Annotated in this window: 21 protein-coding genes; 9 read left to right on the forward strand and 12 right to left on the reverse strand. The window is 43.9% G+C overall.

All coding sequences use genetic code 11. The annotated features are described in order from the left end of the window. The coding region (locus tag F0342_RS20375) for a transposase (protein ID WP_188048619.1) at positions 1 to 199 on the forward strand (199 nt) is incomplete at its 5' end. Positions 200 to 301: 102 nt separating this feature from the next. Here the strand turns inward: F0342_RS20375 and spoIIM are convergent. Continuing rightward, complete coding sequence (spoIIM, locus tag F0342_RS20380; protein WP_149157681.1) at positions 302 to 955, reverse strand: stage II sporulation protein M; 654 nt, start codon at positions 953 to 955, stop codon at positions 302 to 304. A 142-nt stretch (positions 956 to 1,097) separates the two neighbouring features. Here spoIIM and F0342_RS20385 point away from each other — a divergent pair, with 142 nt between their 5' ends. Continuing rightward, entirely contained in the window at positions 1,098 to 1,673 is a 576-nt protein-coding gene (locus F0342_RS20385) for a GNAT family N-acetyltransferase (RefSeq protein ID WP_149157682.1), read from the forward strand. 54 nt (positions 1,674 to 1,727) lie between these two features. Here F0342_RS20385 and F0342_RS20390 read toward each other — a convergent pair whose 3' ends face one another. After that, positions 1,728 to 2,276, reverse strand: coding sequence for an NUDIX hydrolase (locus tag F0342_RS20390; RefSeq protein ID WP_148969521.1), 549 nt, complete (start codon positions 2,274 to 2,276; stop codon positions 1,728 to 1,730). Positions 2,277 to 2,358: 82 nt separating this feature from the next. Here F0342_RS20390 and mciZ point away from each other — a divergent pair, with 82 nt between their 5' ends. Both mciZ and F0342_RS20400 read left to right on the forward strand, forming a co-directional pair. Next, a complete protein-coding gene (mciZ, locus tag F0342_RS20395) occupies positions 2,359 to 2,484 on the forward strand; it encodes a Z-ring formation inhibitor MciZ (protein ID WP_149157683.1) in 126 nt (41 codons plus the stop codon). A 79-nt stretch (positions 2,485 to 2,563) separates the two neighbouring features. After that, positions 2,564 to 3,487 carry an aldo/keto reductase gene (locus tag F0342_RS20400; protein ID WP_149157684.1) on the forward strand — a complete coding sequence of 308 codons (924 nt, stop codon included), beginning with the start codon at positions 2,564 to 2,566 and terminating at the stop codon, positions 3,485 to 3,487. A 30-nt stretch (positions 3,488 to 3,517) separates the two neighbouring features. On the opposite strand, the gene F0342_RS20405 is transcribed toward F0342_RS20400, so the two are convergent. The 5 genes from F0342_RS20405 to F0342_RS20425 form a co-directional block, all read right to left on the reverse strand. Further along, positions 3,518 to 4,066 carry a GrpB family protein gene (locus F0342_RS20405; RefSeq protein ID WP_262481836.1) on the reverse strand — a complete coding sequence of 183 codons (549 nt, stop codon included), beginning with the start codon at positions 4,064 to 4,066 and terminating at the stop codon, positions 3,518 to 3,520. Beyond that, the gene (locus tag F0342_RS20410) at positions 4,045 to 4,275 is read right to left on the reverse strand and encodes a YqkE family protein (RefSeq protein ID WP_149157685.1); all 231 of its coding nucleotides are present in this window, start codon (positions 4,273 to 4,275) and stop codon (positions 4,045 to 4,047) included. The genes F0342_RS20405 and F0342_RS20410 overlap by 22 nt, the downstream gene beginning before the upstream one ends. Positions 4,276 to 4,390: 115 nt before the next feature. Then, positions 4,391 to 5,038 carry a CoA transferase subunit B gene (locus tag F0342_RS20415; RefSeq protein WP_395940709.1) on the reverse strand — a complete coding sequence of 216 codons (648 nt, stop codon included), beginning with the start codon at positions 5,036 to 5,038 and terminating at the stop codon, positions 4,391 to 4,393. A 33-nt stretch (positions 5,039 to 5,071) separates the two neighbouring features. Beyond that, a complete protein-coding gene (locus F0342_RS20420) occupies positions 5,072 to 5,764 on the reverse strand; it encodes a CoA transferase subunit A (protein ID WP_149157687.1) in 693 nt (230 codons plus the stop codon). A gap of 36 nt (positions 5,765 to 5,800) precedes the next feature. Then, positions 5,801 to 6,988, reverse strand: a complete 1,188-nt coding sequence (locus tag F0342_RS20425) for an acetyl-CoA C-acetyltransferase (RefSeq protein WP_149157688.1) — start codon at positions 6,986 to 6,988, stop codon at positions 5,801 to 5,803. A gap of 174 nt (positions 6,989 to 7,162) precedes the next feature. On the opposite strand from F0342_RS20425, the gene F0342_RS20430 reads away from it, so the two are divergent. From F0342_RS20430 to F0342_RS20440, 4 genes are all read left to right on the forward strand, one after another. Continuing rightward, entirely contained in the window at positions 7,163 to 8,065 is a 903-nt protein-coding gene (locus tag F0342_RS20430) for a hydroxymethylglutaryl-CoA lyase (protein WP_149157689.1), read from the forward strand. Between the two features lie 59 nt (positions 8,066 to 8,124). Further along, positions 8,125 to 8,256: a hypothetical protein gene (locus F0342_RS25550; RefSeq protein ID WP_258549516.1), complete on the forward strand. Its 132-nt coding sequence runs from the start codon at positions 8,125 to 8,127 to the stop codon at positions 8,254 to 8,256. 128 nt (positions 8,257 to 8,384) lie between these two features. Then, complete coding sequence (locus tag F0342_RS20435) at positions 8,385 to 9,311, forward strand: alpha/beta hydrolase (RefSeq protein WP_149157690.1); 927 nt, start codon at positions 8,385 to 8,387, stop codon at positions 9,309 to 9,311. Positions 9,312 to 9,391: 80 nt separating this feature from the next. Beyond that, complete coding sequence (locus tag F0342_RS20440; RefSeq protein WP_395940710.1) at positions 9,392 to 10,213, forward strand: aminoglycoside phosphotransferase family protein; 822 nt, start codon at positions 9,392 to 9,394, stop codon at positions 10,211 to 10,213. Between the two features lie 108 nt (positions 10,214 to 10,321). Here the strand turns inward: F0342_RS20440 and F0342_RS20445 are convergent, their stop codons facing one another. After that, positions 10,322 to 10,654, reverse strand: a complete 333-nt coding sequence (locus F0342_RS20445; protein ID WP_149157692.1) for an iron-sulfur cluster biosynthesis family protein — start codon at positions 10,652 to 10,654, stop codon at positions 10,322 to 10,324. Positions 10,655 to 10,786: 132 nt separating this feature from the next. On the opposite strand from F0342_RS20445, the gene F0342_RS20450 reads away from it, so the two are divergent. Next, the gene (locus F0342_RS20450; RefSeq protein ID WP_113967576.1) at positions 10,787 to 11,002 is read left to right on the forward strand and encodes a CDGSH iron-sulfur domain-containing protein; all 216 of its coding nucleotides are present in this window, start codon (positions 10,787 to 10,789) and stop codon (positions 11,000 to 11,002) included. 54 nt (positions 11,003 to 11,056) lie between these two features. Here the strand turns inward: F0342_RS20450 and F0342_RS20455 are convergent, their stop codons facing one another. The 4 genes from F0342_RS20455 to F0342_RS20470 form a co-directional block, all read right to left on the reverse strand. After that, positions 11,057 to 11,389, reverse strand: a complete 333-nt coding sequence (locus F0342_RS20455) for a YolD-like family protein (RefSeq protein ID WP_149157693.1) — start codon at positions 11,387 to 11,389, stop codon at positions 11,057 to 11,059. A gap of 21 nt (positions 11,390 to 11,410) precedes the next feature. Further along, positions 11,411 to 12,673 carry a Y-family DNA polymerase gene (locus F0342_RS20460; protein ID WP_149157761.1) on the reverse strand — a complete coding sequence of 421 codons (1,263 nt, stop codon included), beginning with the start codon at positions 12,671 to 12,673 and terminating at the stop codon, positions 11,411 to 11,413. Between the two features lie 363 nt (positions 12,674 to 13,036). Then, positions 13,037 to 13,822, reverse strand: a complete 786-nt coding sequence (locus F0342_RS20465; RefSeq protein ID WP_149157694.1) for a glucose-1-dehydrogenase — start codon at positions 13,820 to 13,822, stop codon at positions 13,037 to 13,039. A gap of 12 nt (positions 13,823 to 13,834) precedes the next feature. Next, positions 13,835 to 14,686, reverse strand: coding sequence for a GRP family sugar transporter (locus tag F0342_RS20470; protein ID WP_149157762.1), 852 nt, complete (start codon positions 14,684 to 14,686; stop codon positions 13,835 to 13,837). Between the last annotated feature and the right edge of the window lie 154 nt (positions 14,687 to 14,840).

A 14,840-nucleotide genomic window follows, 5' to 3' on the forward strand; every position in this document is an offset into this window, starting at 1 on the left:
AGAACTTAATAAAACTCTATATGCGAAACGCAAAGAAACGATCGAACGAGTCTTTGCGGACGCAAAAGAAAAGCATGGCATGCGTTGGACGACCTTAAGGGGTCTTAAAAAAGTTTCAATGCAGGCGATGCTTACGTTTGCTGCCATGAATCTTAAGAAATTGGCAAACTGGACATGGCGAGGACCATGTCCAGCCTAAAAAAAAGAAAAATCTTTTAAAATAACAGAAAACCCCATCTTCGCTTAAATGCAAAGGTGGGGTTTGTCTACGGTCTGAAACGATTCTTATATAATAATCGTTTTATTTTATTTTTGAAATAACCGCTTCCATTAAGTTAGGAGAGAGATACGCTTCAATGCTGGCGGCGATTGTGACAATCCCGATTGCTACCACTAAGAAAATCACGTACCTGGATAAGAACGGAATCATTTGAAACTGCATGGATGAATTCTGCCTCATGAAAATCTTTCGAATCAGCGTAAGGGAAAAACTGGCGCTGATCGCTCCGATGAAAATAAACGCCGGAATAATGATGATATTTTGCGGTAAGACGCTGACAAAGGATAATAAAAATCCGCTCCATCCCATTTGATTTACTAGGAATCCAACCGAAAATCCCACAACGACGCCCTTCATAAATAATAGAACGAAGATGAGGGGGAGTCCGATAATCGAGATTCCCAGTAACCACATCAACCCGAGATACTTTACATTATGAAGGAAGCTCTGACGAAACAGCTCTTCTGCTGACGTCATACTCCCATCTTCCATTTCACTGAAGAATTTACTTAAATAGAAATACAGGTCTTCCTTTTGGGCAAAGGACAATGAATTAACCACGATTGCTCCAAAAATGATCCCCATTAAAAATAGCGTAATGATAAATAAATAGATTGAGGAATGTGCTTGTACATGTTGAACGAGTGGATTTGAATTTGATATTTTTTTGCGCATCACAGTGCTCCTCCTAGATATCGATTACTAATCTATATGTAGGCCGGGACAGGTTTATTCTTCTCTCTTCTATTCTATTGAACTTCCATGGGGATAACCGTATAATCATAGAAACCTTATGGTGGAAGTGGAGGAACATATTATGAGCAATCCAAGTCTAATCGATTTTCCCGATAAGATTGAAACACCCCGCCTTTATATTAGACCGTGCCTGCCCGGAGACGGATCTGAAGTCTTTATTGCCATCTCCGAATCAAGAAATGAATTAAAACCCTGGCTTCCCTTCGCCCGTAAAGAACAATCCCTGGAAGAAGTGGAGGCGGGAGTACGGGATTCCTATGCAGAATTTATTAAAAAGACCGACATTCGACTCCATATTTATCTGAAAGAAACAGATGAATTTATTGGATCTACAGGTCTGCATCGCATCGATTGGAACGTGCCAAAAGTGGAAATAGGATATTGGCTTCACACGAAGCACACGAAAAAAGGTTATATCGTTGAAGCCGTGAATGCGTTAACACATTTCGCCTTAAATGACCTTTGCTGCCAGCGGGTGGAAATTCGTTGCGATGAGAGAAATGCAGGTTCCAAAAGAGTACCTGAAAAACTGGGATTTACGCTTGAAGGCATCATTCGTCATGATCATCTTGATGAAAATGGGAAAGATGCACGTAATACGTGTGTTTATTCTCTGATTCCAGGGGACCTCAATTAAGATTTGATTAACTCATGAAAACAGGACAGCCTTTTTTGGCTGTCCTGTTCTCTCTTAATTAGTAAGCTTCTGCAGTTGCAGATATTGAACGGCATAAGCCGTTTTTGCATCGTAAATCCGCTGTTCCTTTATAAGCTGCACCGCTTCCTCGACTGTTACTTCAATCAACTCTACAAATTCATCTTCATCCGTTTCTTTCGATTCCTGAATGGGATAAAGATCGTGAGCGATATACAAGTGAACAAGCTCATCTGCAAATCCGGGAGACGTGTAAAACGAAATCAAATGCTCCAGGTTCCCACATCCGTAGCCCGTTTCTTCTTCCAATTCGCGAAGGGCTGTTTTACCGGGCTCTTCCCCGGGCTCTAGCTTCCCTGCAGGAATTTCGATGATGGATTTCTCCAGCGCTTTGCGATATTGCTCTACCATGACAAGTTTCCCCTCTGGTGTTAACGCAATAACAGCAACAGCCCCCGGATGCTTAATCAGTTCTCTTTTGGAAGTCTTTCCATTGGGAAGCTCTACTTCATCCACCTGAAGATCAATGATTTTCCCTTGATAGATGGTTTCCGTTTTTATCGTCTTTTCTTCAAATTTTTTCATCCGCTCAACTCTCCTTGTTCTGTCATTGACCTTGTCCTCATACATTTTACCATATCTGATTCGAGGATCGAGGTGAAACCCCTTGAAGGTGATTGCTGAAAATGACCGGATCATCCTGGTAGGTAAAGCATGGGAAATCAAGGAGAAGCTGAAGCAATATAATCAAACCTACGCCACGGTGAAGGAATGGATCGAAGCCAATCGTTGAAACCAGCCATATCTTTTGTTTATTCGTCCCGACTTTCGTTAATATAATAAAGAGTGCTAATGTCGAAAGGACGGATACAATGGAAAAAAGACAAATAGGAAGTTCCGATTTATTTGTATCAAAGATGGGACTCGGTTGTATGTCACTTGGAACCGAAGAGAAAGCTGCCAAGGAAATTGTACAACACGCTTTAGAGAATGGGATCAATTATCTTGATACCGCTGATTTATATGACTTTGGTCAGAATGAAGAAATTGTGGGTAACGTCATCCGTGAGGTCCGAGATGACATTATTCTTGCCACAAAGGTAGGAAATCGCTGGGATGACGTGGAAGATGGCTGGCGCTGGGATCCTTCCAAATCCTATATCAAGTCTGCCGTCAAAGATAGCTTATCCCGCCTGAAAGTGGACTATATCGATCTTTATCAGCTTCATGGCGGGACGATTGAAGATCATTTTGAAGAAACGATCGAGGCATTTGAAGAATTAAAGAGTGAAGGTTTGATCCGCCATTATGGAATCTCCTCCATCCGTCCGAATGTCATTAAGCGATTCCTAAAGAGTTCTTCCATTGAAAGCGTGATGATGCAGTACAGCTTACTGGATCGTCGCCCGGAAGAATGGATGGACCTAATGGATGAGAATAAGGTGAGTATCGTGGCCCGTGGGCCTTTGGCAAAAGGACTTCTTTCTGAGAAAATGCTTTCCAAAGCTTCTGCGAAAATGAAAGAGAGTGGGTATCTGGAATATTCTTATCAAGAGCTTCAAGAAACGATCGAGTCCATTCATAGCAAAATGGGAGACAAGCGCAAAATGAATGAGCTTGCCCTCCAATATATTCTTTCCCGCCAATCGGTTGCAGCCGTGGTTCCGGGAGCCAGTTCTGTTCAGCAGCTTCAGGAGAATATTGATGCGGTCAATGCGAGCCCTTTATCTACTGAGGCGCTGGATATGCTTAAACACTTAACTAAATTATCACGGTATGAGCAACATAGGGATTGAGTGAACAAAAAAATAAGCGGGACAGGGTTCTTAATTCCCTTCCCGCTTATTTTTTTCATACCAATTTATCGCCTTTTTCTCCAAGTCCTTCACAAATTGGTCTTTCCCTTGAATGTAGCCTTCCATATCATGTGGGAATTTCTTTGCAAGCCTTGATTTCAGTTCACCATATCGCTGGGCTTCCGCGCTATATTCCTTTAAATAATCACGAAATGCTAAGTGCCTGATCACATGATCGATTCCATAAGGGAAAACATGAAGATGTACGGCTCTCTCATTTCCTTCTCCCTTATAGAAGTAGCGACGGTTCGGGATACCATTCTCCCCTTTCTCCACAAAATCCAGTTTGCTGAATTCTTTTGTCCGGTCATCAATGCTCTCAAGGTCAGGGACTTCTATTAGAATATCGATAATCGGTTTAGCGGCCAACCCAGGCACCGACGTCGAGCCGATATGATGGATGGTTGCATCCTTGAGAATCTTTTCGAGTGATCGCTTTTCTGTTTCGAATTTTCCTTTCCATTCTGATTGATGTGGTACTACTTTTACATCCCTCATCAATCCTTGTAACTCTTCCAATCCATGCTGCTTTCATTCAGCAGCTCTTCAAAGCTTTTATTCTTCTCCCGCTGCTTTTTCTCTTCTATTTTTTTAAGACGCTCTTCTTCCTTTTTCACAGACTCCACTTTTTCAAGCTCTTTCTTTTTCTGCTTTAATTGTTCGAATAGATCCTGGTTGATTGAATTCTTTAACGTCATTTCTGCTTCCTGCTTCTTTTTCTTAGACATATGCCGATTCCCCCTATCTGTCATAGTTATAAATCTTTTTTTGGTTTTAGTCAAAAGTCAGGCTCAAAAAAGCCGGTCAAAAGGGGTATACGCCCCTTCTAACCGGCTCTCTCCATCAATAGGCTTCCAATTTCACATCTTCTCCTACAATCAACGTCGCATCCGTGGATGATTGGATTTCCTCCACAGAGAAACCGTTCGCTACTTCACGAAGCAGTAACCCATCATCTGTGACATCCATCACGGCGCGATCCGTGATGATGCGGTGCACGACGCCTTTCCCTGTCAGAGGTAAGGTGCATTCTTTCAGGATTTTGCTCTCACCGGCTTTATTCACGTGCTCCATGATGACGATGATGCGCTGGGCTCCGTGGACGAGATCCATCGCTCCACCCATACCTTTGATCATCTTTCCAGGTATCATCCAGTTGGCAAGATCACCATTTTCGGCTACTTCCATTCCACCCAGGATGGCAATATTGATGTGGCCTCCGCGGATCATCCCGAATGATTCTGAACTATTAAAGTAAGAGGAGCCTGGAATCGCCGTAACGGTTTCTTTCCCAGCGTTGATGAGGTCCGCATCGACTTCATCTTCTGCCGGATATGGGCCGATTCCAAGTAATCCATTTTCAGATTGAAGGACAACCTGTTTGTTTTCTGTTATATAGTTGGCTACCAGTGTAGGCATCCCGATTCCTAAATTGACATAGAAACCATCTTCTATTTCCTTTTCCGCTCTTCTTGCTATTCTTTCACGCATTTTGGCACGATCCATCCCGTTCCACTCTCCCTTCTATGCTTGCTTCACTGTTCTTCTTTCAATGCGTTTTTCCTGATCTGCCTGAATCAGTCGCTGCACGTAGATGCTTGGGGTATGCACTTCATTCGGATTGATTTCCCCGATTTCAACAAGCTCTTCTACTTCTGCAATCGTCACTTTTCCAGCTGCCGCGATCATGGGGTTAAAGTTTTGAGCCGTTTTGTTGTAGATCAGATTCCCCATCTTATCGGCCTTCCACGCCCGTACAAGGGAAAAGTCTGCCGTATAGGCTTCTTCCAATAAATATTCTTTTCCACTAAATGTGCGGGTCTCTTTTCCTTCCGCTACCGGTGTCCCGACTCCTGCCGGCGTATAGAAGGCAGGAATCCCTGCGCCACCTGCGCGGATTTTCTCTGCAAGCGTACCTTGAGGAACCAATTCCACTTCCAGTTCACCAGATAAGACCTGTCTTTCAAATTCTTTGTTTTCCCCGACATAGGAGCCTATCATTTTATCAATCTGCTTATTTTTCAATAATAAACCTAAGCCCCAGTCGTCTACACCACAATTATTTGAAATGACGGTCAGGTTTTTCACACCTTTTTCTACAAGGGCAAGAATGATTTTTTCAGGGATCCCGCACAGACCGAATCCTCCAACCATTAAAGTGGCTCCATCGTGGATGTCTGCCACCGCTTCGTCATATGAAGTGTATACTTCTTTCATTGTATTCCCTCCTTGAATCTGGATCTTTTCTATTGCTTATTTATGAAGTTCAACGACTGTTGCTACTCCCTGTCCACCACCGATACAAAGGGTAGCCAGTCCGTTTTGTACGCCTCTTTTCTTCATCTCATGAATCAGCGTCACTAGAATTCGCGTTCCACTGGCTCCAATCGGGTGACCTAATGCAATGGCTCCGCCGTTTACGTTTAGAGCATCCTTTTTGAATTGAAGTTCTTTATCCACCGCTAATGATTGAGCAGCAAACGCTTCATTTGCTTCAATTAATTCCATATCTTCAATCGTCAGCTTTGTTTTTTCCAATACTTTTTTAACGGCAGCAACAGGGCCGATCCCCATAACGCTTGGATCAACACCGGCATTGGCGTTCCCTTTAATGGTCACTAGAGGTGTGATGCCCAGTTCGTCTGCTTTCTTCTTCGACATGACGACAACAGCAGCGGCTCCATCATTGATGCCCGATGCATTTCCAGCTGTTACTGTGCCCTCTTTTTTGAAGGCTGCGCGAAGGCCGGAAAGTTTCTCGGCAGTCGACCCTTTACGAGGAAATTCATCCTGGTTGAATACAACAGGGTCTCCTTTTCGCTGAGGGATATGTACCGGGACGATTTCATCTTCAAATCGGCCGGATTCAATCGCAGCAGCTGCCTTTTGCTGGCTCCAGGCCGCAAATTCGTCCTGTTCTTCACGTGTAAGGGAATAGCGGTCACAAAGATTCTCTGCCGTTACGCCCATATGATAATCATTAAAGGCACACCATAAGCCGTCGGAAATCATGCTGTCGACTACTTTCTGGTCTCCCATTTTGTATCCTTCTCTTGCTCCTTTTAGTAAATATGGAGCCTGACTCATATTTTCCATTCCACCTGCAACGATGATATCCGCATCCCCGGCAAGGATGGCCTGCGTTGCCAGATGGACCGTTTTTAATCCTGATCCACACACTTTATTTATGGTCATGGCAGGCACATGCTCAGGGAGTCCCGCTTTGATGGATGCTTGGCGGGCCGGATTTTGACCTAATCCTGCCTGCAATACATTCCCCATGATCACTTCATCTACATCACTTGCATTCAGACCAGCCTTCTCTAAGGCATCTTTAATGACAATCGCTCCAAGTTCCGGAGCTGAAATGCCTTTTAAAGATCCGTTAAAGCTTCCGATGGCTGTGCGCACTGCGCTCACAATGACGACTTCATTCGACATCTTTCTTCCTCCCTTTCTCTTCTGACTGATTGGTTTGCCTATGACTAACCTTAAAAAAACAGTTCCACTTTAACTCATTCTATGTAAGCGGTTAAATTCCTCTAAATTTGTCAAAAAATTTTTATATTGATTTATATGTCGAAATTTTCTTAAAATGAAAGAGGGAGGGAAATTATGAATTTACCTAATAAAGCAACGATTATTGAAGTAGGTCCGAGAGACGGATTACAAAACGAGAAGAACTTTGTTCCGACTGATGTAAAAAAAGAGTTTATCCTTCGACTGAAGCAATCAGGAATCAGGGAAATGGAGCTGACTTCGTTTGTATCTCCCAAATGGGTTCCCCAGATGAAGGATGCAAGTGATATTGTCGACTCCTGCATGACGATTGATTCGAGAGATATCGTTCTCGCACCCAATAAAAGGGGAATCGAGCGGGTATATGAAACGGGCTGTCGATCAGTGGCCGTATTTGTAGGGGTAAGCAATACGTTTAATCAGAAAAACATTAATAAAACGACAGATGAAGCTCTTGAAGGATTGTCCCCTCTAATTTCAGAGTTAAAAGAGCGGGGATACTTCGTGAGAGCTTGTATCTCCACCGCTTTCTACTGTCCATATGAAGGGAAGGTCTTACCAGAGGATACTCTTTCTCTTTGTCAGGAATTTGTTTCATTGGGCGTGGATGAATTAAGCGTCGCTGATACGATAGGAAGGGCTAATCCATCTGAAGCATATCATCTCTTTGCGTTACTGAAACAGGAATTGCCCCACACATTACTGACAGCTCATTTCCATGACACACGTAAGATGGCACTTGCTAATATCCTTGCGTCGCTTCAAGCGGGAGTTGACCGCTTTGACACCTCTGCAGGCGGACTTGGAGGCTGTCCTTTCGCCCCTGGTGCAACAGGGAATGTAGCAACTGAGGATGTTGTATATATGTTAGAAGAAATGGGAGTCTCCACAGAAATTGATTTAGGGAAACTGGCTCATGCCATTGAGCTGGTGAAGCCCCATGTCAGCCGCCCCATTGAAAGCGGTTACTACCGCCTGTATGAAATGAATCAATCATGAATACCTTCCTTCTCCTTCGAGCATTCTAAACTAGATAAAACTTGAAGGAGATGAGTTCAATGAGTCAAAAACGTGATAAAGGATTCAGCCAAAAGGGCAAACCTAACTCAGATACGGTTTCTAATCCGATGGCTAAGGAAGAACTTGAAAAAGCCATTCATCCTACCAAAGGGCAAAATGCTAAATCTTAAATAACCATTCAGGAAAGTGTCTCTTCTTAAGGGACACTTTTTCTTTGTATTCCCCTTTTCAAAAATTCCTCTTTTTTCCTCCTTTTGCTACAATATGAGTAAGAATCATTTTGCTTGAGGTGATGAAGATGAGAAAAAAACTTGCCATCCTTGGCGGTACCCTTTCGTCCATAGGTCTGCTTGGGATTTATATTACGAATCGTTTTATGTACTTACCGAAAAAGGGGGATGACTTTATCCTGTCACGTGAAACAGGATCGACCAGGCTGATACAAGAGGATTATGACTCACTTCCTAAAGAAGACGTGCTGATCCCTTCACAATACGGATATGACATTAAAGCGATTTTTGTGAAGCCTCACCCCCATAAAAAATTCATGATCTTTTCCCACGGGGTGACAGAAAACAAATGGAACTCGATCAAGTATATGAACCTTTTCATCAAACAGGGATTCAATGCCGTGATTTATGATCATCGCCGGCATGGAGAGTCCGGTGGGAAGACGACAAGTTACGGATATTTTGAAAAATATGATTTAAAGGCTGTTGTGGATGAGTTGATCCGTCGTGAGGGGGACGACGTGTTCTTTGGAATCCATGGTGAATCCATGGGGGCTGCGACTCTCCTTCTATACGCCGGCAGTGTGGAAGACCGGGCCGATTTTTATATTGCCGACTGCCCTTTTTCCGACTTTGGCGAACAGCTCGCCTATCGTATGAGTGTAGAAGTGAAAATGCCGGCAAAATTTCTCCTTCCCCTCGTAGGCGGCACACTAAAGTTGCGACAAGGATACACATTAAAGGATTTATCACCTATATCGGTTGTTCAAAACATCAGGAAACCCGTGTTATTTATCCACAGCACAAATGATGACTTTATCCTGCCTCAAATGACGAAGGATTTATTTGAAAAAAAACAGGGACCAAAAGAGCTGTTTCTCGATTTTCGGGGCACTCATGCTCAATCATATAATGATAACCCGGAAGAATATGAAGAAGTGATTCAACGGTTTCTCCAGCAATTTGTACTAAATGAAAGGAATGATGTCTCTTGATTCCAACTGATTTCAGGTCAAAAATGCAAACCATGTACGGCGAATCGGGTGAAGGATGGATTTCAAACGTGGAAGAGCTCATGGTGATTTTGGAAGAACGGTTGCGCTTAACCTATGGCGAGCCCTTTTCATTAAGCTACAATTTTGTGGTTCCTGTCCGAATTGATCATGATCGGGCTGCGGTTCTAAAGATCGGGTACCCGAACAACGACTTCTCAAATGAGTTTCACGCTCTTCAGGATTTCCAAGGGAAAGGCATGGTGGAAGTCCTCGATTTCAATAAGGAGGAGGGATGGATTCTTTTAGATCGTCTGTTACCTGGTTCATCTCTTCACTCCATTGAGGATGAAGAAGAGGTCCTGCAGGTGTTTACCCATGTTGCTCACCGTTTATGGCATAAACCTGTCAGCCATCATCCCTACCCTTCCGTTCAATCCTGGTCAAACGGGGTCGTTCGCTTGCGTGAGCGGTTCAACGGAGGCACTGGTCCCCTGCCTGAAGAAATCGTCTCAAAAGCTGAGATGCTCTACCCGGAGTTACTTAGTTCTGCTCAGAATCTTTTTCTTCTACACGGTGATTTGCACCATGGCAATATTCTATTCTCTAAATCCTCCGGCTGGATGGCCATTGACCCCAAGGGGCTTATCGGTGAGAGAGAATATGACTGCATTCAATTTACATTAAATGAATGGAGTAAATGGGATGTTCCAATAGAACTGCTTCGATACAGAATCAAAACAATGGCCTCTCTACTCTCCCTCTCTTATGAACGGTTGATTCGTTACGGGTTCTGTCATTCAGTTTTATCTGCGTGCTGGTCTGTAGAGGACGGGATGGACGGGTGGAAGACAGGGGTTTCAGTGGCCCGGTTGTTTGAGGAATTGGTGAATGAACTAGATTAGTATCTATAGAACTATTTACCGTTGCAACATCCATCACGATACATAAATGACTTTATATTTTTAAAAAGCCTCGGATCTCGGATGTACTCAGATCTAAGGCTTTTATTCTTATTCCCCCGGAAACATCAGAAAGTTCATTCTTCCATTTATGATCTGCCCGGGGCTTTTTAATTGAAACGTGTTACTTTGTGAAGAAAAATCAATTTTCAGGTCTTCATCAAGAAACACCACTTTGGATTTTTCTACCAGGATCGGATAGCTGTTGGTTTCAATCGTTATATCTTCCCCTTCATCAGGTTCATGTACAAACCATAAAGTAGGAATTCCACTTACGACACAGCCACACCCCTCTGTATCATACTTTAATTTCAGGTATCCAGCTTGATTATCTATTTTACCTTGAATCTTTTGAGTTGCTTCATTCGTTAATTCAATCTTCATTCTACGACCTCCCTTACTCCACCATATTATCACATTTCATTTGTTTCCTTTAGAATATTGCATTTTTACTCTTTTCACCTTACTATCGATAGTGGGGAATTCTTTTGTATTTTCTAGAAAGGGTGGTTTTTCATGGCAAAAGCTCAGATTAAAGTGAATGATAATGGTTCTTTTCGTGTAAGCGGGGACGTGGAACTGATTGATGCTGACGGAAATGTATTTCCAACGAAACAAGTGTTCACTCTTTGCCGTTGTGGTTTATCTACAAACATGCCGTTTTGTGACGCATCTCATAAAGGAAAATTCGAATCATGTGTGCGGGCAGAAAAAGTATTGGACGAAGAGTAAATGGAATGAAAAGAGAGACTTCACCCTGGTGAAGTCTCTCTTTTCATTGGGCTGTCAATCGAAAAAGCGAATGTCCACAATGCTTGCAAGTGGAATATAGTTTACGTCTTCGAACCTGTCTACGACGTGCAGCTTTCCTTCCAGTGAGTCGACATGGTGAACGGTTCCAATCGATAATTGATGACGGTGCTTTACATAGTGAGTAATCGAAACCAATTTACCAAACTCCATCGCCTCTGCGACGACTTCATTCATCCTGTCCAGTTCCTGCTCGTCCAGTTCGATCCTCTTCTCGTGCGTATCTTCCTTTGCCCAATCCCTCAGTAATTTCACGTGCTCCGGCAGCATCATAGATGTCCATTTGATTCTTCCTCGATCGCGGATCAATCCTCTCACCTCCTATATTTATTACGATTTATGTCCACCCACCAGGCGGGCACGATGCCTTGTTGTTCCTGCCTCTGTATAGGATACGGCCCGGAGAAGGGCTGCCGATCCATATTTATTTCGGATGCGGTCCACTACATACCCTAGCTCCCGCTTCTCCCATCGATTAGGCTCGAACAAAGAAATCTGCAAGGCTCCATCATCTACAATATTTGAAAGAGCGATGTTGATTTTCCGTACAGTTTTCCCGTTGTAATTCTCTTCGAATAACTCCAGGCATACACGATATAAATCCATGGTGATATTGGTCGGCTCCTCGATGGTCCGCGACCGGTGAAACCCTCCACCAAATTCTTCGTGACTGTAACCGACGCTAAAGCTTATTGTTCTCCCCGCCTTGCGATGGGTGCGGGCACGCCTGGCGACTTCTTCACACATTTCTAAAATGACACGTTTGATTTCCTCTTTCTCCTTATAATCGCGCAGCAGGATCTGCCCCTTGCCAAAGCTGATTTGACCATCCATGATCGGAGCTCCTATTTCAGATAAATCAACTCCCCATGCGTGGTAATAGAGTTGATTTCCCATAACGCCGAACTTGGCCTCCAGCTTCTCCAGGTCATACAGCGCCAATTGCCCGACAGAGAAAATGCCCATGCGATTGAGCGTTTTTTCTAAGCGTCCGCCAATCCCCCACATTTCACGTAAAGGCGATAACGGCCACAGCTTTTCCGGAACGTCTTCATAGGTCCATTCGGCAATCCCCTCTTTTTTTGCTTCGAGATCCAGGCACAGCTTGGACAACAGCATATTGGGACCGATACCTATGGCGCACGGCAGCTGAAACTCCCTTTCCATATCATCCTTGATTTTGCGGGCAATGGTGGTGGCATCCCCCCAAAGATTCGTCGCTCCATCAATCTTAATAAAACTTTCGTCCACGCTATACGTATGAATGGCATCTTTCGGTACGTAGCGATGGAACAACCGGGTCAATTCAGTCGATATCCTGACATACGTAGCCATTTTTGGCTCTACAAGCCGGATGCGCGGGTCCTTTGGGATTTCAAACATCCGCGAGCCCGTTTTGATCCCAAAGTCCTTCTTCAGCCTGGGTGATGCCGCTAATACAATACTTCCTTGGCGGTCCCTATCCCCAACTACGGCCAAATGGCATTCAAGGGGATCGAGACCCAGCATGACAGCCGAACAGCTAGCATAAAAGCTCTTCATATCGATGCACAGAATCTTATGGTGTGGCAGCACACTGTAATCGACAGTCATATATTCGTCCTCCATTTTACCCAAAATAGAACAAACGTTCTTATATAGTATAGTTATGATTCTATACGAATATACGTTCCCTTTCAACGAAAATTAATGGAAATAGAGAGAATAACAAGAAAAGCGGAAGGGGCTCGCCCTGGGGCGACAAGCATAAGAAGAGTAACCCGAAAAGGCGTCCTTTCCTTTTTGGGTTACTCTTCTTATGACCTCGAGCCCCAAGCCCCTGGAGCTGGACAATGAAAAGCGGAAGGGGCTTCGTCAGGCCGATCATCACTATAGTGGATTAAGAATGCTTATACTCATAACACAATAAAAAGAGCCAACATCACATTATGATATTGGCCTCCCCCTATACATACATCAACCTCTCCCGGCTTGGAATCCTGGATATTTCGTCATGCCCCCATCAGCGATGAGGGTAGTCCCTGTGACATAACTCGCTTGCTCTGAAGCCAAAAAAGCTGCACAGGAAGCAATTTGCTCCGGTTCCCCGATATAGCCTATTGGAATGAGCTTTTCCACACCTTTTTTCTTTTCGGGATCGGAAAATTTCTCGGCGTTGATGGGAGTATCAATGGCTCCGGGAGCAATATTGTTTACCCGGATTCCATCGGGTGCGAATTCTAATGCAAGACTTTCCATTAATAATTTTACCCCACCCTTACTGGCCGCATAATGAGCAAAGTGAGGCCAGGGAATTATTTCATGTACAGACGAAACGTTGATAATCGAGCCTTTGATTTTATGATCAAGCATGTATTTCGCTGCTTCACGGCACCCGAGAAATGTACCGGTCAGATTGGTGTTGATGACTCTTTGCCAATCTTCAATGGGAAGGTTTTCAGAAGGGACTTCATTTTCAATCCCGGCGTTATTCACGTATATGTCGAGGCGGCCATACGTATCATGCGCCAATTGGACAAAGCTTCGAACGTCTTCTTCTTTTGAAACGTCGCCTTGAATAATGGAGGCAGTCCCCCCTGCTTCTTCCATCTCCTTTACTAATTCTTCCGGATTTTCTTCTTCTTTGAAATAGTTAATGACCACTTTACAGCCTTCCTCTGCAAATCGTTTCGCAATGGCCTTTCCGATACCCGTAGCACCACCTGTTATGATGACAACCTTACCTGTTAAATCCGAATACATGTCCATTCCTCCTTAATCTTTTGTAAAGCCCAGTAATACACCACCGATAATGATCAAAATACATCCTGCAATGACAAGAAGAATCTGCTTCCTGGATTTCTTTTCACCTAAGAAAAACAAACCTCCAAGGGTAGAAATAACGATCCCTGTTTGAGATAGGGAAAAGCTCGTTGCCACCCCGATGCGTGGAAGAGCAAGCAGCAAGCCCAGATTCCCCGATGCCCACATCAGGCCGGTTAAGATATTTCTTACCGTATATTTGGTAAAGGGCTTATGCCTGAAAGTAATGACAACCGCCCCGATAAACATACCAATCGCCTGTGGCAAAATCGCTTCCCATCCGTCAATATCAAACCATCTTAAAATGACGACATAGGCTATGTATCCACAACTGGATAGCAATAAAGTGAGTAGACCCTTTTTCAGTTGGGACTCTTCGTCTCCCTCGGATTTTTGTGTGAATGATGTTAACACCACACCGATAATCAGAGCTAAAACGGCTCCGCTACCGAGGAGAATCGTTTCTGTCGTTTTCCATTCCTTAAACACTAAAACGCCAAAGAGAGTCGTTCCGATCAGCTGCATTCCAGTTGAGATCGGAACGGTTTTCGAAACACCGATGTATTTCACACTCGCTAACTGATTCACTTGTCCGACTGCCCAGAAGACGCCGGAAATAAAGCCGATTCCCCACACAAATAACGTCAACTCCGGGGATTTGATGAAGAAAACGCCTACCGCAAACAACAATGACCCAATGGTGATCCCCACCGTTTGACTGTAGGCGTTCCCTCCTAGTTTTACACTTACAAACACAAGACTTCCCCATGCTACTGCGGGGATCAGGGCTAAAAGAATTCCTATCATACAGCCACATCCTTTTTCCAACAATAATCATAGTTTTCCTCTGAAAAGAACATTCTAGCCATATATGCCAGGAAAACCACTGTTTTTCCCACTCTCTGGTGCATACCCTCATTTTGTCCGATATAATCTCGGGGGGGGTGAGGTGGAAATA

It is taken from the genome of Bacillus sp. CH30_1T (assembly GCF_008364765.1).
GTDB lineage: Bacteria > Bacillota > Bacilli > Bacillales > Bacillaceae_B > Rossellomorea.

Excerpts from the sequence above, each read along its gene's own strand:
- F0342_RS20460 (WP_149157761.1), bottom strand. The coding sequence starts at position 12,673 with ATGACTGTCGATTACAGTGTGCTGCCACACCATAAGATTCTGTGCATC.
- F0342_RS20415 (WP_395940709.1), bottom strand. The coding sequence starts at position 5,038 with ATGCGTGAAAGAATAGCAAGAAGAGCGGAAAAGGAAATAGAAGATGGT.
- F0342_RS20425 (WP_149157688.1), bottom strand. The coding sequence starts at position 6,988 with ATGTCGAATGAAGTCGTCATTGTGAGCGCAGTGCGCACAGCCATCGGA.
- F0342_RS20410 (WP_149157685.1), bottom strand. The coding sequence starts at position 4,275 with ATGTCTAAGAAAAAGAAGCAGGAAGCAGAAATGACGTTAAAGAATTCA.
- F0342_RS20400 (WP_149157684.1), top strand. The coding sequence starts at position 2,564 with ATGGAAAAAAGACAAATAGGAAGTTCCGATTTATTTGTATCAAAGATG.
- F0342_RS25550 (WP_258549516.1), top strand. The coding sequence starts at position 8,125 with ATGAGTCAAAAACGTGATAAAGGATTCAGCCAAAAGGGCAAACCTAAC.
- F0342_RS20390 (WP_148969521.1), bottom strand. The coding sequence starts at position 2,276 with ATGAAAAAATTTGAAGAAAAGACGATAAAAACGGAAACCATCTATCAA.
- F0342_RS20440 (WP_395940710.1), top strand. The coding sequence starts at position 9,392 with ATGGTGATTTTGGAAGAACGGTTGCGCTTAACCTATGGCGAGCCCTTT.
- F0342_RS20385 (WP_149157682.1), top strand. The coding sequence starts at position 1,098 with ATGAGCAATCCAAGTCTAATCGATTTTCCCGATAAGATTGAAACACCC.
- F0342_RS20420 (WP_149157687.1), bottom strand. The coding sequence starts at position 5,764 with ATGAAAGAAGTATACACTTCATATGACGAAGCGGTGGCAGACATCCAC.
- spoIIM (WP_149157681.1), bottom strand. The coding sequence starts at position 955 with ATGCGCAAAAAAATATCAAATTCAAATCCACTCGTTCAACATGTACAA.
- F0342_RS20450 (WP_113967576.1), top strand. The coding sequence starts at position 10,787 with ATGGCAAAAGCTCAGATTAAAGTGAATGATAATGGTTCTTTTCGTGTA.
- F0342_RS20465 (WP_149157694.1), bottom strand. The coding sequence starts at position 13,822 with ATGTATTCGGATTTAACAGGTAAGGTTGTCATCATAACAGGTGGTGCT.
- F0342_RS20435 (WP_149157690.1), top strand. The coding sequence starts at position 8,385 with ATGAGAAAAAAACTTGCCATCCTTGGCGGTACCCTTTCGTCCATAGGT.
- F0342_RS20430 (WP_149157689.1), top strand. The coding sequence starts at position 7,163 with ATGAATTTACCTAATAAAGCAACGATTATTGAAGTAGGTCCGAGAGAC.
- F0342_RS20445 (WP_149157692.1), bottom strand. The coding sequence starts at position 10,654 with ATGAAGATTGAATTAACGAATGAAGCAACTCAAAAGATTCAAGGTAAA.